This is a genomic window from Paraburkholderia sp. BCC1876 (assembly GCF_902833695.1).
Lineage (GTDB): Bacteria > Pseudomonadota > Gammaproteobacteria > Burkholderiales > Burkholderiaceae > Paraburkholderia.
Window position 1 is genome coordinate 143915 of the sequence record NZ_CADFGI010000003.1, and the last position, 14398, is coordinate 158312.

Sequence of the window (14398 nt, forward strand, 5' to 3'; positions counted from 1 at the left end):
GTGGAAAGGTCGAAGAGGAAAGTCAGGGTGCGGCCGGACGCAGTTCGCCGTCGGGCAGCCAGAATACGGCGCGGCCTTCCGGCGTATCGCGTTCGTCCACCTGGACGGCGCGCAATCTGCCGCCGCGGCACGGACCACCCATGCATTTGCCGGTATCAGGCGCGTAAATCGCGCCGTGCGTAGCGCACATCAAGTATAAACCCGACGATTCGAAGAACTGCCCTTCGGCCCAGTCGAGTTCCATCGGCACATGCGCGCAGCGGTTCAGGTAGCCGTATGCCCGGCCATCATAGCGAACAAAAAACACCACGACGTCGCCACCGCCCAGCCTGGCGGCACGTCGCACGCCAATACCGCCGTCGACCAGTTCCTCGGACGCGCAAATGCGCACCGCGTCCGTTGCGGTGCCGACCGTGCTCATGCGTTCTCTCGCAGCCAGCCGGACAGCGCGCCCACGCTCGATGCGACGAACTTCGGCTCCAGCGCAGTCAACGAAGCCGCAGGATGCGCGCCATACGTGACACCAATACCGGCGACGCCCGCGTTGATCGCCATCTGCAGATCGTGCGTCGTATCGCCCACCATCACTGTCCGCGCCGGGTCCTGCCCCAGTTCGCGCGTCAGTTCATGCAGCATGGCCGGATGCGGCTTCGAGAACGTCTCGTCGGCGCAGCGGGTGCCGTCGAACAGGCTGGTCAGGCGCGACTGGTCGAGCGCGCGGTTCAGCCCGACGCGGCTTTTGCCCGTCGCCACGGCCAGCAGATAACCCTGATCGCGCAACTCCTGCAACATTTCGCGCACGCCGACGAACAACTCGGTGGTCTGATCCTTCACCAGATAGTGGAAGCGATAGCGCTCGGCGAGCCGCGGGTAATCCGCCGGATCGAGCGTGGGCGCGGCGATCTGCAGCGCGTCGCGCAGGCCGAGGCCGATCACGTAGCTGGCGGCTTCGTCGGCGGGCACCGGCAGGCCGAGATCGCGGCAGGCGGACTGGATGCTGCGCGTGATGTGCGCGGTCGAATCCATCAACGTCCCGTCCCAGTCGAAGACGATCAGATCAAATTGCTCTCTAGCCATGCGGTGTCGTCTCCGGGTTTGACCCATTTCGTAATTCGTTGAGCTGCGCGACGAAGCTGCGGCACTCGGCCGGCAACGGCGCCTCGAACTGAATCGACTCGCCGGTTGCCGGGTGCGTAAGCTTCAGCCGGTAGGCGTGCAGGAACATGCGCTTGAGGCCCGGCTTCACGTTGGCGCGCGCCAGCGCCTTGTTCAGCGCGAAATCGCCGTATTTGGCATCGCCGACGATCGGCAGTTCCAGATGCTGCAAATGGACGCGAATCTGGTGCGTGCGGCCAGTCTTGAGTTCCGCCTCGAGCAGCGCGTACTCCAGCCAGCGGTCGATCAGATTGAACACCGTATGCGACGCCAGGCCGTCCGCCTGCACGCGCACGCGGCGCTCGCCGTCCGCGGTCAGATACTTGTGCAGCGGCTCCTTGACCGCCCGGCGACGGCCCCAATCGCTCGCCCACTCACCGTGAACGCAAGCATAGTAGCGCTTATCCATCTTGTTCTCGCGAATCTGCTCATGCAGGTTGACGAGCGCCGTGCGCTTCTTGGCCAGCATCAGAATGCCGGACGTTTCGCGATCCAGGCGATGCACCAGTTCGAGGAATTTCGCTTGCGGCCGCGCCGAACGCATCTGCTCGATCACGCCGAAGGCCACGCCGCTGCCGCCGTGGACCGCCACGCCGGCCGGTTTATCGATCACGAGCATGTGCTCGTCTTCAAAAATGATCTTGAAGTCCGCGCTCGGCACCGGCGCGTGAGCCGCCGCCTCGTTCGGCTGAGCAACGCGAATGGGCGGCACGCGCACCAGATCGCCAAGCTCGAGACGGTACTGCGCGTCTATCCGGCCCTTATTCACACGCACTTCCCCGCTGCGCAGGATGCGATAAATATGGCTTTTTGGCACGCCTTTACAGACGCGCAACAGGAAGTTGTCGATGCGCTGTCCGGCCGCGCTGTCGTCGATCTCGATCATCGAGACCTGGTCGCTTGCGACCGATTTCTGGGATATTTTGCCTAACTCTTTCATTCTGAATATAATTTGCCCAGCAGTCTGCGGCGGCCGGCGCAGTGTCCGAGTTCGGGCGGATTGCGCAGGTGCAAGCTTGAAACCGTTATTTTACTTGCGCCGGGGTCTGGTTGCTCACCCTGAAAATGAGATGCAACAAGTTGCACGCACGAAGTCAGTGCCCGGCAGGGACGGCGCCCACAGGCGCGTTCGGTCAAGGTCGGCTTCGACGGTAACGGAATTTTGGTAAAAAAGAATTTAACTTTCAGCTTCGGTATCGGGCGGTAGACGCCCTGCTGTACGAAGCTGCAGGTTGCGAAAATACGGCGTGCGCCCGAGGCGTCTTGTAGAAAGTGCAAGACATGGCGACGTCAAAATGAGGCGAGACACCCCCAGCTGGAAAAGACGCGCCGACTGCGCGAACTTCCCGCTGCGGCATGACCGCAGCCTTCGACCCTCCGGTCACGCGCCCACCCGGCGCACCGGCGCGAGTGGACGAAGGCTTATGAAGGTCTGCTGGCAGAACCCGCGGCGTGTCGGGTCGTTATTTGAAGCCGTGTTCGCATGTGCCCTGCGGCACCGTGCCCCTTTTTGATGGGCCGGGCCCTTCCAGGCAATTCTCCCGCCATTTTTCCCGCTCCAGCGTGCTTGTGAAAACACAATAAGGCGCGGCATGCCTTTGCCCGCAACGCTTTCGCGACTGACAACCGCGCGAGCGTTGGGGTGGCTAAGCCGCTCTGGAGCCGTTCAATGAAACGAATGTTGTTCAACGCGACGCAGCAGGAAGAACTGCGCGTCGCCATCGTCGATGGGCAAAAACTCATCGATATCGACATCGAAACCGCCGGGCGCGAACAGCGCAAAGGCAATATTTACAAAGGCATCATTACTCGCATCGAGCCGTCGCTCGAAGCCTGTTTCGTCAACTACGGCGAAGACCGCCACGGTTTTCTGCCGTTCAAGGAAGTCGCCCGCCAGTATTTCCGTGACGGCGTCGACATGCGTTCCGCGCGCATCCAGGACGCGCTGCGCGAAGGTCAGGAACTGATCGTTCAGGTCGAAAAAGAAGAGCGCGGCAACAAGGGCGCAGCCCTCACCACGTTCATCTCGCTCGCCGGCCGTTATCTGGTCCTGATGCCGAACAACCCGCGCGGCGGCGGCGTGTCGCGCCGGATCGAAGGCGACGACCGTCAGGAACTGCGCGAAACCATGGCGCAACTGCAATTGCCGGAAGGCATGAGCATCATCGCGCGCACGGCCGGTATCGGTCGCAGCGCCGAAGAGCTGCAGTGGGACCTGAACTACCTGATGCAACTGTGGCGCGCGATTGAAGCCGCGTCGCAAAGCGGTTCGAGCGGTCAGCCGATGCTGATTTATCTCGAATCGAGCCTGGTGATCCGCGCGATTCGCGACTATTTCCAGCCGGATATCGGCGAAATTCTGATCGACACCACCGAAATCCATGACCAGGCCCGCGCCTTCATGGACATCGTGATGCCGGACAATGTCAGCAAGGTGAAGCGGTATCACGACGACGTGCCGCTCTTCTCGCGCTTCCAGATCGAACACCAGATCGAAACGGCTTACTCGCGCACGGTGCCGCTGCCCTCGGGCGGCGCAATCGTGATCGACCACACCGAAGCGCTGGTCGCGATCGACGTGAACTCGGCCCGCGCCACCAAGGGCGCCGACATCGAAGAAACGGCCGCGCGAACCAACCTCGAAGCCGCCGACGAAGTGGCCCGCCAGTTGCGTCTGCGCGACCTGGGTGGCCTGATCGTGATCGACTTCATCGACATGGAATCGGCCAAGAGTCAGCGCGAAGTCGAACAACGCCTGAAAGACGCGCTCAAGCACGACCGTGCGCGCGTCCAGATGGGCAAGATTTCGCGCTTCGGCCTGATGGAACTGTCGCGTCAGCGTCTGCGTCCGGCGCTGTCGGAAGGCAGCCACGTGACCTGCCCGCGCTGTAACGGCACGGGCCACATTCGCGATACCGAATCGTCCGCGCTGCAAGTGCTGCGGATCATTCAGGAAGAAGCGATGAAGGAAAACACCGCGGCGATCCATTGCCAGGTGCCGGTCGAAGTGACCGCCTTCCTGCTGAACGAGAAGCGCGCCGAAATCAACAAGATCGAATCGCGTTTCAAGGTCAATGTCGTTCTGATCCCGAACAAGCATCTCGATACGCCGCACTACAAGCTGGAGCGTCTGCGTCACGACGATGCCCGCCTGGACGAACCGCGCGCTTCGTGGAAGATGGCCGAAGAAGCGGCCCGCGAAATGGAGTCGGAAACCGGCTACAGCAAGCGTGCTGAAGAAGTGAAGCCGAAGCAGGAAGCGGCGGTCAAGGGCATCACGCCTGAAAAACCGGCGCCGAGCGCACCGGTTCGCGCAACGGCAACCCCGGCTCCGGTCGCGGTTACGCCGGCGAGCGGTGGTTTCATCGGCTGGTTGAAGAATCTGTTCGGCATGCAACCGGCTGCTCCGGCACCGGTCGCACCGGCCTCGACGGAAAAGCAGACCCGTCCGCAACGCGGCGAACGCACGGAGCGCGGTGAGCGCACCGGCGAACGCGGCGGCGATCGCAACCGCAATCGCCGTGGCGGCGCAGGCGGCCGTGACGCAGCAGGACGTGCCGAAGGTACGAATGGCGCACGTCAGGGCCAAGCTCAGGGTCAAGGCCAGCAGCCGTCGTCGCAACGTCGCGAGGAACGCGAACCGCGCGAAGGCCGCGAGGTGCGTGAAGCACGCGAAGGTCGTGAACCGCGCGAGGCTCGTGAAGGCCGCGAACCGCGTGGCGCTCGTGAATCGCGTGAGCCGCGTGAAGGCCGCGAAGGCCGTGAACCACGCGAGGCTCGCGAGCCGCGTGAAGGTCGTGAGCCGCGTGAGAACCGCGATCGCGACAACCGTGGCGAGCGCGCTGAAACTGCCGAAGCCGCACCGCGTGGTGAGCGTCAGGAACGCGGCGAGCGCCGTGAACGTGGCGAGCGTACGGAGCGCGGCGGTCGCAAGCCGCAAGCTGAAACCGCAGACGCGCTGACGCAAGGCGAAACGCAAACGGCGGAAGAACTGGCGCAAAACCAGGCCGCTTTGGGCGAAAACGGCATGCCGATCGATCAGGAAGCCGTGGCGCGCGAAGGCGAAGAGCGTCGTCGTCGCCGTCGTGGCCGTCGTGGTGGCCGTCGTGAGCGTGAAGAAGACGTGAACGGCAACCTGGCTGCGGATGTAGCGGAAGCCGAAGGCGACAGCACCAATGTGAACGACGAAGCCCCGGTGCGCACCGCGCATCAGCCGGTCGAGCACAAGGCTGAGGTCAACGAGGCGAGCGAAGTGAAGCCGGTGGAAGTGGTCGTCGCAGCTGTCGCGACTGAAACCGCCGTGGTCACCGAACTGCACGCAGCGACCGAAACGCCGGCTCTGGCCGTCGAGAAAGCGGTGACGACTGAAGCCATCGTGCCGGCTGCGGAAGCACCGGCAGCACCGGTTGCGGTCGAGCCGGCGGTGGAAGCGCCGGTTGCGCAAGCAGCGGCAGTGCCGGTCGAAGCAGCGCAAGCGGCTCCGGCTGCCAGCGAAACGGTTTCGCTGGTTGAACCGGTCGCGCATGTCGAAGCGCCGGCTCACACGCACGTCGAAGCCCCGGCAGTTGCTGCTGCGGTCGAAACGGTCGAATCGGTCGAAACGGCACAAGCCGCTCCCGCTCCGGTCGAACCTGCTGCTCCGGCTGTCGTAGCCGAAGCACCGGTTGTTCAGCCCGCACCGCAAGTCGAAATCGTCGAGCCGCAACCCGTCGTGGCAGCCGCCGCACCGGCAGCGGAACCGGCGGCGATCGAGCGGTCGGAGTCGGCGCCTGTCGTCGCTGCACCGCAAGTGCAAGCTCAGGCGCCTCAGGCCGCACAAGCGCCGCGTAACAGCGGCGTCTCGGCCGAAGCCCTGAAGCCGGTGCTGGAACAAGCCGGTCTCGTCTGGGTGAACACCGACGCCGACAAGCTGCGTGCCGCGCAGGAAACCGCTGCGCAGACCGTCAAGCCGGCCCGCGTAGTGCGTGAGCGCAAGCAGTTGTCGCCGGTTGACAGCGCGCCGATGCAACAGGTGGAAACGGGCAAGCACACGCAGTAAGCTGCCTCGCCTCCTCCTCGAAAAGCCCGCCTTCACCGGCGGGCTTTTTTTTGCGGCTCAGGGACGAAAACGAAACCGCGAGCCACCCGTTCAGCGTTATGCCGCTCCCCGTATACCCCGACTGGCCCCCAGGCCCGGCTGCCGGCACAGGCATTTCCGCTAGAATGAATATCTGGCTTTATTTTCAAGCACTAACCGAAGCATTTCATGTCCCGACGCATCATCCCTGTTGCCGATTTCAGCGCGGCGCCGGTCATTGCCGGCCCCGTGCAGACGCCCATAGGCGTGCTGCACGACACGCTGGCGCGCCCGCTGCGCGATTTGCGCATCTCGGTGACGGATCGTTGCAATTTCCGCTGCGTCTACTGCATGCCCCGCGCGGTGTTCGACAAGGACTACACGTTCTTGCCGCACAGCGCCTTGCTCAGCTTCGAAGAAATCGAACGACTGGCGCGACTGTTCGTCGCACATGGCGTGGAGAAAATCCGCCTGACGGGCGGCGAGCCGCTGCTGCGTAAAAATCTGGAATTCCTGATCGAACGGCTCGCGCAGCTCACCACGCCGGCCGGCCGGCCGCTCGACCTGACTCTGACCACCAACGGTTCGCTGCTGGCGCGCAAGGCGCGTAGCCTGAAAGACGCCGGCCTGACCCGCGTCACCGTCAGTCTCGACGCGCTCGACGACAGCCTGTTCCGCCGCATGAACGACGCCGACTTCGCGGTCGCCGACGTACTGGACGGCATTGCCGCGGCGCACGCGGTGGGGCTGGCACCGGTCAAGGTCAACATGGTCGTCAAGCGCGGCACGAACGACTGTGAAATCGTGCCGATGGCGCGCCATTTCAAAGGCTCGGGCGCGGTGCTGCGCTTCATCGAATATATGGATGTCGGCACCTCGAACGGCTGGAACATGACCGAGGTACTCCCATCCGCCGAGGTGGTCACCCGCATCGCCGAACATTTCCCGCTGGCCCCGCTCGACGCGCACAGCGCCGCCGAGACCGCGCAGCGCTGGGGCTATGTGGACGGCAGCGGCGAGATCGGCGTGATTTCGAGCGTGACGCGCGCGTTTTGCGGCAGTTGCACGCGGGCGCGTCTGTCGACCGAGGGCAAGCTGTACCTGTGCCTGTTCGCGTCGGCCGGTCACGACTTACGGGCGTTGTTGCGCAGTGGCGCGAACGACGCGGGCATCGCCACCGCCGTCGCCGAAATCTGGCAGGGCCGCGGTGACCGCTATTCGCAACTGCGTGGCAGCAGCGGCGCCGAGACGCGCGTGCTGGACAGCCGGCGCGTCGAAATGTCGTACATCGGCGGCTGAACGACCGGCGCATGACAGCATGAAACCGACACGCGAACACATCACCGGTCTGGTGCTCGCGGGCGGCCGCGGCATGCGCATGGGCGGCGTCGACAAAGGCCTGCAAACACTGCACGGCGAACCGCTCGCCGCCCACGTACTGAAGCGCCTCGCACCGCAGTGCGGCGCCCTGCTGATCAGCGCCAATCGTCATCCGGAAATCTACGCGGCGCTCGGTGCGCCGTTCGGTGCCACGATCGTGGCCGATACCCTCCCCGGCTTCCCCGGCCCGCTAGCCGGCTTGCTCGCCGGACTGCGCACGGCGCGCACCGCCTACCTGCTCAGCGCGCCGTGCGACACGCCCGGCCTGCCTGCCGATCTGGCCATGCGCCTCGCGCACGCCATGGACGCGAACCAGGCTGACATCGCCACCGTCACGACTGCCGACGCCCAGGGCGAAGTCTCGCTGCACCCGGTCTTCGCGCTGCTGCGCACGACGCTCGCGGACGACCTGGCGGCCTTTCTGGACGCGGGTGAGCGCAAAGTTCGCGCGTGGTACGCACGCCACAAGACGGTGGAAGTCACCTTTACCGACGAGCGCGCGTTTTACAATATCAATTCGTTACAAGAACTCTCCGACCTCGAGCGCGCTTGAGGCCCCGGTGAAATCCCGCTCCGGCCACACGGCACACGCCGCGCGTTTCCACTCCGGCCACCGGTCGCGACGCCCAGCCCTTCATGACCACGCTTAACGACTTTTCCCACTGCGTCGCGCAGTACGATCCTCACGCGCTGCCCGTCAAGGCGGCTCAGGCGATTGTTCGTCAATGGGCCGCGCCGGTCGCGGCGGTTGAACGCGTGGCGTTGCGCGATGCGCTCGACCGCGTGCTAGCTGTCGACATCGTGTCGCCGATCGCCGTGCCGTCGCACGACAATTCGGCCATGGACGGCTACGCATTCCGGCGCGCCGCATTGGCAGGCGATACGGCAACCGTCGAGTTGACGATCGTCGGCAAGGCGCTGGCCGGGCATCCATACGAAGGCGGCGTCGCGACGACGCAATGCGTGCGCGTGATGACCGGCGCCTGCATGCCGGCAGACTGCGACACCGTGGTGCCGCAGGAACGGGTCGAACGCAATGCCGAATGCACGTCGATCCGCTTTGCCACCCACGCGGTAGCGCCGGGCGCCAACCGGCGTCTCGCCGGCGAAGATCTCGCTCGCGGCCACGTGGCTTTGCGGGCCGGCCGTGTCATGCGCGCGTCGGACCTGGGCTTGCTGGCTTCGCTCGGCATCGGCGAGGTGAATGTGCGGCGGCGCTTGCGCGTCGCCTTCTTCTCGACCGGCGACGAACTGCGTTCGCTCGGCGAGTCGCTCGACCCGGGCTCGGTGTACGACAGCAACCGCTACACGCTGTTTGCCATGCTGCGGCGCCTGAACGTCGACACGCTCGACCTCGGCGTAGTGCGCGACGAACCGGCCGCGCTGGAAGCCGCATTGCGCAGCGCCGCGGCCAATGCCGACATGGTGCTAACCTCCGGCGGCGTCTCGGTCGGCGAAGCCGATTTCACCAAGCAATTGCTGCAAACATTCGGCGACGTCGCGTTCTGGAGCCTCGCCATGCGCCCAGGCCGGCCGCTCGCTTTTGGCCGTGTCTGGTCGGGCGAGCGACCGGGTCTCGGGCAACCCGCGCTATTCTTCGGGTTGCCGGGCAACCCGGTGGCCGTGATGGTGACGTTCTATCAGATCGTGCGCGAGGCGCTGCTGCTCATGTCGGGCGCCACGCCACAGCCGCTGCCGGTGATTCGCGCCACGAGCCGCCAGGCCATCCGCAAACGCGCCGGCCGTACGGAATTCCAGCGGGGCGTGGCGGTTCAGAGCGAGCAAGGAGAATGGCACGTCACGCCAACCGGTTCGCAAAGCTCCGGCGTGCTGAGTTCCATGAGCGAAGCCAATTGTTTCATCGTGCTCGATCACGATGAGGGCGAGATCGCCCAAGGGCAACAAGTGGCTATCATGCCGTTCGACGGCCTCATCTGACGCTTCGGCGCCCCGCGCCTACTCTGGCGACTAGTTGCAGCTTCACCCATTACCACTACGACTCACGGGTTTGACTTACATGAAAAAACAGATCTCGTTCATCGCACCGGGACAGACGGCCAAAGCACTGATCCTCGTGTATTTGACGTTCTCGGTGCCGCTCGTGCTGCTCGGCGTGCTGGTCGCGTTCTTCCGCTACGGCTCGGTGGAATTGAGCACCGTGTTCAGCGCGCTGCTGCTGAACGCGATTCTCGGCTTCATCCTGCTGTGGATCGCGTGCCACGCGTACAACTGGGTGGCGTCACGCTTCGGCGGTATTGAAATCCAGTTGAGCGACGCGCCGGAAGAAGCCTGATGCCGGCAGCGATCCGCGCCGCCACGCCCGCGGACACCAGCGAGATCTTCGCGCTGACGTACGAACTGGCGGAGTTCGAAAGCCTCACACACGTGTTTGTCGCGACCGAAGACGGTCTGCGCGACGCGCTGTTCGGCACGCGGCCGTCGATCGAAGCGTTGGTCGCGGAACAGGAAGGGCGCATCGTCGGCTATGCGCTGTTCTTCCACAATTATTCGAGTTTTGTCGGCAAGCGCGGACTGTATCTGGAAGACGTCTACGTGCAGCCGAGCCAGCGCGGCAGCGGACTGGGCAGTGCTTTACTGCAGCGCCTCGCGGCGTTGGCGGTGGAGCGCCAATGCGGACGCTTCGAGTGGACCGTGCTGGACTGGAATCAGCCGGCCATCAACTTCTACGAAAAGATGGGCGCAACCGTGATGCCGGATTGGCGCGTAGTGCGTCTGACAGGCGACGCGCTAGCAAAGCTGGCTGCGGGCACGGGCGCCTGAGTGGCGCGCGCCCCACGTTCCGCCCTATTCACCCAATTGCTCGTCAGGCTCCACGCCAGATAGCGCATCGCCGAGCAAGCCGCTCGCCGCTTCGCCCGGCAACGCTTCGACATCGCGCAGCTTGCGGTTCATCACCCGCGTGCGCGTTTCGGCGGCTTCGATTGAACGCGTAACGGTTTCCAGTTGCGCCTTGGTCTTGGCCAGCACGTCGCCGAATTTGCCGAACTCCGTTTTCACCGCGCCAAGCACCTGCCACACCTCGCTCGAGCGCTTCTCGATCGCGAGCGTGCGGAAACCCATCTGCAAACTATTGAGCAACGCGGTCAGCGTAGTCGGACCGGCGATCGTCACGCGATAGTCGCGTTGCAGCATGTCGGTTAGCCCCGGCCGACGCAAGACTTCCGCGTACAAGCCTTCGGTTGGCAGGAACAGCAGCGCGAAGTCGGTGGTATGCGGCGGCGCCACGTACTTCTCCGCGATTGTGCGAGCCTCGGCGCGAATCCGCGCTTCCAGCGCGCGCGACGCTTCTTCCACCGCGACCGGATCGGCGCGCTCCTGCGCTTCGATCAAGCGCTCGTAATCTTCGCGCGGGAATTTAGCGTCGATCGGCAGCCATACGGGCGTGGCCGTGCTGCCTTGCTCCGCGCGACCCGGCAGCTTGATCGCGAATTCGACGCGCTCGGTGCTCTTCGGCACCGTCGCGACGTTCTTCGCGTATTGATCGGCAGTGAGCAGTTGGTCGAGCAACGCTTCCAGTTGCACTTCGCCCCATGTGCCGCGCGTCTTGACGTTGGTGAGCACTTTCTTCAGATCGCCGACACCGGCCGCCAGCGTCTGCATCTCGCCCAATCCGCGATGCACCTGTTCGAGCCGGTCGGACACCAGCTTGAACGACTCGCCGAGGCGTTGTTCGAGCGTGGCGTGCAGCTTTTCGTCGACGGTGCGGCGCATTTCCTCGAGCTTGGCCGAGTTATTCGCCTCGATGTCCTTGAGCCGCTGCTCGATGGTCGCGCGCACTTCGGTGAAGCGGCGATCGTTCGCTTCGGTCAGTTGCCCCAGTTGCAGGCTCAGCGTATCGCCGAACTGCTTGAGCGAACGACCCTGCTCGTCACGCGCCTGCTGCGCCTGCTGCTGCAAGCTGTGACGCACGGCGTCGAGCTGCTGCGCGAAACCGTCGATCTTGCCGCCCTGCACCGTGGTCATGCTGCTGAACTGCGCCGCGAGCGTCTGCTGAAAATGCGCGAAGCCGCTGCTCTGCTCGGTGCGCGACACGCGCGCCGTCTCGGCGATGTCATTGCGCAGTTGCCGCTCGAGGCGTTCATACGCATGGGCTTGCGCGTCGGCCGCCGCGTCGATGCGCTCGTTGACCAGTTCGAACGGCTCGCTGTCCTCCGCGCGGCCGGAGCCGCGCAGCAACACGGCCAACGCGATAAGCAAGGCGACCGCCAGCACCGCGACGGCCGCCACCAGAATCAGGGTCATGAACGCGCCCGGCCGATGACCTCGGGGTTGATCGGATTCGGCGGACGACCGGCGCGCGGTCCTTCGCCCAACGCGGCAATCAGGTTATCTGCGGCGAGGTTCGCCATGGCGCGGCGCGTGGCTTCGGTCGCGCTGGCAATGTGCGGCGTCAGCACGATATTCGGCACGGTGAGCAGATCCGGATTGAGCTTCGGCTCGCCTTCGAACACGTCCAGCCCCGCGGCGGCGATCTGCTTCGAGCGCAGCGCGTGGACCAGCGCGGCGTCGTCGACAATCCCGCCGCGCGCGATATTGGTCAGCGTCGCGCTCGGTTTCATCAAGGCGAATTCGGCGGCGCCGATCGTGTGGTGGTTTTCCTTGGTGTACGGCAAGACCAGCACGACATGATCGGCACGCCGCAACAGGTCCTGCTTCGACACGTATTCGGCGTTCAGTTCGGCTTCGATCTCCGGCGCGACACGCGAGCGGTTGTGATAAATCACCTGCATGTTGAAACCCTTCGCGCGACGCGCCAGCGCCTGGCCGATCCGGCCCATGCCGAGTACGCCGAGCGTCGAGCCATACAGGTCGCTGCCGAGAAAACCGTCGTACGCCCACTTCTGCCATTGACCCGCGCGCAACCAATGCTCCGATTCAGCGAGACGGCGCGCGGCCGCCATCATCAGCGCCCAGCCGAAGTCCGCGGTCGACTCGTTCAGCACGTCCGGCGTATTGGTGGCGAGCACGTTCGACGCATTGAACGCGGCCATGTCGAAGTTGTTGTAACCCACGGCCATGTTCGACACCACGCGCAAACGCGGCGCCGCCGCGAGGGCGGCCGCGCCGACCGGATCGCCCGCGGTCAGCGCGCCGTCTTTGTCCGCCAGACGACGCGTCAGGTCGTCGGCGGCCATGACCTCGCCCTGATTCCAGTCGACGTCGAAATACTGTTTGAGCCGTTCGATCACATCGGGAAAAATCGGACGGGCGACGAGGATCTTTTGCATTGCCATTCTCCGTATAGCGCGTCGAGCTGGTTTGCCTCGGCGATAAAGGTCGGTTCGGGTCGGGTTGGTTCGAAACTGTGCGTTAAAAGAACAGCCAGCCGGTCACGAGAAACAGCGGCAGTAACACCGTGCAAGACCAGCCGAGATATGCGAAGAAACTCGGCATACGCACGCCGCGCGATTCCGCGATCGCTTTCACCATGAAGTTCGGCGCATTGCCGATATACGTATTCGCGCCCATGAACACCGCGCCTGCCGAGATGGCGGCGAGCGTGGTGGCCCCGGTGGTCATCAGGGTCTGCGCGTCGCCGCCGGCCAGATTGAAGAACACGAGATAGGTCGGCGCATTGTCGAGAAACGACGACAGCAGGCCGGTGGCCCAGAAGTACATCGCGTCGTGCGGCTGGCCCGACGCGTGGTTGACCAGATCGACGATGCCCGCGAACGCGCCCTCGCGGCCGGCGCGCAGGATCGTGATGACCGGCGCGATCGTCACGAAGATGCCGGCGAACAGCTTGGCCACTTCTTCGATCGGCGCCCAGTTGAAATCGTTGCCGGCGCGCGCCGTGCGCGGCGTCAACACCAGCGAGAGCAACGTCACGCCGATCAGCGCGAGATCGCGCACGGCGTTCTGCAACGCCACGTGCGTACCGAACACGTCGAACTCGATGCCCGGCTTCCACAACCCGCTCATCAACACCAAGCCGATTACCGCGCCGAGCAGCAGAAAATTGATCTTGCCGTCGATACCGAGCGACGGCGAGTCCGGCGTCGGATCGAGAAAGCGCGAACGCTCTTCTTCGCGCCGATGAAAGTAATACGAGTCCAACGCGTAGAACCCGCCGAGCAGCACCGCACAGACAAACAGCATGGGCAGCGCGAGATGCGTGGTGGTCCAGAAGAAACTGACGCCTTGCAGGAAACCGAGGAACAGCGGCGGATCGCCCAACGGCGAGAGCGAACCACCGGCATTCGCCACCAGAAAAATGAAGAACACGACCACGTGGACCACGTGCTTGCGGTTGTCGTTGGCGCGCAGCAACGGACGGATCAACAGCATGGCCGCGCCGGTCGTGCCCATGATGCTCGCCAGCAAGGTGCCGAGCGCGAGGATGCCGGTATTCAGGCGCGGCGTGCCGTGCAGATTACCGCGCACGCAGATGCCACCCGCCACGGTATAGAGCGCCGTGAGCAGCACGATGAACGGAATGTATTCCTCGAGCAACGCATGCACGAGCGCGCCGAACGCCACGCCGGTTCCGAACGTGAGCGCGAACGGCACGAGGAACAGCAGCGCCCACGCTGCCGCGATCTTGCCGAAATGGTGATGCCAGAACGCCGGCGCCACCAGCGGGAATACCGCGATGGACAGCAGCACGCCGGCGAACGGCAAGCCCCACAGCGCGGACAAGGTCGCGCCGTCCAGCGTCGCGGCAGCGGCCGGTTGAGACCAACCCGCCAACGTCGATGCAACAATGGCGAGCGCCATGCTCGCCCAACCGGCGTGCCCTTTCATATTCTTGAAGTCCTTGTTATTACGGTGGCCGCGATGGCCAAA

12 protein-coding genes are annotated in these 14398 nt (G+C 64.5%); 6 read left to right on the forward strand and 6 right to left on the reverse strand.

What is annotated here, in order from left to right; translation table 11 throughout:
- Positions 1-22: 22 nt before the first annotated feature.
- From HWY05_RS12390 to HWY05_RS12400, 3 genes are read right to left on the reverse strand one after another with little or no spacing between them, the layout of a single operon-like run.
- Positions 23-421, reverse strand: a complete 399-nt coding sequence (locus tag HWY05_RS12390; protein WP_176058535.1) for a Rieske 2Fe-2S domain-containing protein — start codon at positions 419-421, stop codon at positions 23-25.
- On the reverse strand, positions 418-1077 hold the full coding sequence (locus HWY05_RS12395; protein ID WP_035547382.1) for an HAD-IIIA family hydrolase: 660 nt from the start codon (positions 1075-1077) through the stop codon (positions 418-420). The genes HWY05_RS12390 and HWY05_RS12395 overlap by 4 nt, the downstream gene beginning before the upstream one ends.
- Positions 1070-2095 (reverse strand): RluA family pseudouridine synthase, encoded by a 1026-nt coding sequence (locus tag HWY05_RS12400; RefSeq protein ID WP_176058536.1) that lies wholly within the window; start codon positions 2093-2095, stop codon positions 1070-1072. Before HWY05_RS12400 ends, HWY05_RS12395 begins: the two co-directional genes overlap by 8 nt.
- Before the next feature lie 729 nt (positions 2096-2824).
- On the opposite strand from HWY05_RS12400, the gene HWY05_RS12405 reads away from it, so the two are divergent.
- From HWY05_RS12405 to HWY05_RS12430, 6 genes are all read left to right on the forward strand, one after another.
- On the forward strand, positions 2825-6193 hold the full coding sequence (locus tag HWY05_RS12405) for an Rne/Rng family ribonuclease (RefSeq protein WP_176058537.1): 3369 nt from the start codon (positions 2825-2827) through the stop codon (positions 6191-6193).
- 207 nt (positions 6194-6400) lie between these two features.
- Positions 6401-7510: a GTP 3',8-cyclase MoaA gene (gene moaA, locus HWY05_RS12410; RefSeq protein WP_176058538.1), complete on the forward strand. Its 1110-nt coding sequence runs from the start codon at positions 6401-6403 to the stop codon at positions 7508-7510.
- 19 nt (positions 7511-7529) lie between these two features.
- A complete protein-coding gene (gene mobA / locus HWY05_RS12415) occupies positions 7530-8144 on the forward strand; it encodes a molybdenum cofactor guanylyltransferase MobA (RefSeq protein ID WP_035547391.1) in 615 nt (204 codons plus the stop codon).
- Positions 8145-8227: 83 nt separating this feature from the next.
- A complete protein-coding gene (gene glp / locus HWY05_RS12420) occupies positions 8228-9529 on the forward strand; it encodes a gephyrin-like molybdotransferase Glp (protein ID WP_176058539.1) in 1302 nt (433 codons plus the stop codon).
- Between the two features lie 79 nt (positions 9530-9608).
- The gene (locus HWY05_RS12425; RefSeq protein ID WP_035547397.1) at positions 9609-9884 is read left to right on the forward strand and encodes a hypothetical protein; all 276 of its coding nucleotides are present in this window, start codon (positions 9609-9611) and stop codon (positions 9882-9884) included.
- On the forward strand, positions 9884-10372 hold the full coding sequence (locus HWY05_RS12430; RefSeq protein ID WP_176058540.1) for a GNAT family N-acetyltransferase: 489 nt from the start codon (positions 9884-9886) through the stop codon (positions 10370-10372). The genes HWY05_RS12425 and HWY05_RS12430 overlap by 1 nt, the downstream gene beginning before the upstream one ends.
- Positions 10373-10396: 24 nt before the next feature.
- Here HWY05_RS12430 and rmuC read toward each other — a convergent pair whose 3' ends face one another.
- The 3 genes from rmuC to HWY05_RS12445 all read right to left on the reverse strand — a co-directional run bounded on the left by rmuC (position 10397) and on the right by HWY05_RS12445 (position 14356).
- A complete protein-coding gene (gene rmuC / locus HWY05_RS12435) occupies positions 10397-11854 on the reverse strand; it encodes a DNA recombination protein RmuC (protein WP_035547404.1) in 1458 nt (485 codons plus the stop codon).
- On the reverse strand, positions 11851-12840 hold the full coding sequence (locus HWY05_RS12440; RefSeq protein ID WP_176058541.1) for a D-glycerate dehydrogenase: 990 nt from the start codon (positions 12838-12840) through the stop codon (positions 11851-11853). The genes rmuC and HWY05_RS12440 overlap by 4 nt, the downstream gene beginning before the upstream one ends.
- Before the next feature lie 82 nt (positions 12841-12922).
- Positions 12923-14356 (reverse strand): sodium:proton antiporter, encoded by a 1434-nt coding sequence (locus HWY05_RS12445; protein ID WP_035547408.1) that lies wholly within the window; start codon positions 14354-14356, stop codon positions 12923-12925.
- Between the last annotated feature and the right edge of the window lie 42 nt (positions 14357-14398).

What these genes read in the sequence shown, in the direction of transcription:
- HWY05_RS12390 (WP_176058535.1), bottom strand. Translation starts at nt 421, where the DNA reads ATGAGCACGGTCGGCACCGCAACGGACGCGGTGCGCATTTGCGCGTCC.
- HWY05_RS12395 (WP_035547382.1), bottom strand. Translation starts at nt 1,077, where the DNA reads ATGGCTAGAGAGCAATTTGATCTGATCGTCTTCGACTGGGACGGGACG.
- HWY05_RS12400 (WP_176058536.1), bottom strand. Translation starts at nt 2,095, where the DNA reads ATGAAAGAGTTAGGCAAAATATCCCAGAAATCGGTCGCAAGCGACCAG.
- HWY05_RS12405 (WP_176058537.1), top strand. Translation starts at nt 2,825, where the DNA reads ATGAAACGAATGTTGTTCAACGCGACGCAGCAGGAAGAACTGCGCGTC.
- moaA (WP_176058538.1), top strand. Translation starts at nt 6,401, where the DNA reads ATGTCCCGACGCATCATCCCTGTTGCCGATTTCAGCGCGGCGCCGGTC.
- mobA (WP_035547391.1), top strand. Translation starts at nt 7,530, where the DNA reads ATGAAACCGACACGCGAACACATCACCGGTCTGGTGCTCGCGGGCGGC.
- glp (WP_176058539.1), top strand. Translation starts at nt 8,228, where the DNA reads ATGACCACGCTTAACGACTTTTCCCACTGCGTCGCGCAGTACGATCCT.
- HWY05_RS12425 (WP_035547397.1), top strand. Translation starts at nt 9,609, where the DNA reads ATGAAAAAACAGATCTCGTTCATCGCACCGGGACAGACGGCCAAAGCA.
- HWY05_RS12430 (WP_176058540.1), top strand. Translation starts at nt 9,884, where the DNA reads ATGCCGGCAGCGATCCGCGCCGCCACGCCCGCGGACACCAGCGAGATC.
- rmuC (WP_035547404.1), bottom strand. Translation starts at nt 11,854, where the DNA reads ATGACCCTGATTCTGGTGGCGGCCGTCGCGGTGCTGGCGGTCGCCTTG.
- HWY05_RS12440 (WP_176058541.1), bottom strand. Translation starts at nt 12,840, where the DNA reads ATGCAAAAGATCCTCGTCGCCCGTCCGATTTTTCCCGATGTGATCGAA.
- HWY05_RS12445 (WP_035547408.1), bottom strand. Translation starts at nt 14,356, where the DNA reads ATGAAAGGGCACGCCGGTTGGGCGAGCATGGCGCTCGCCATTGTTGCA.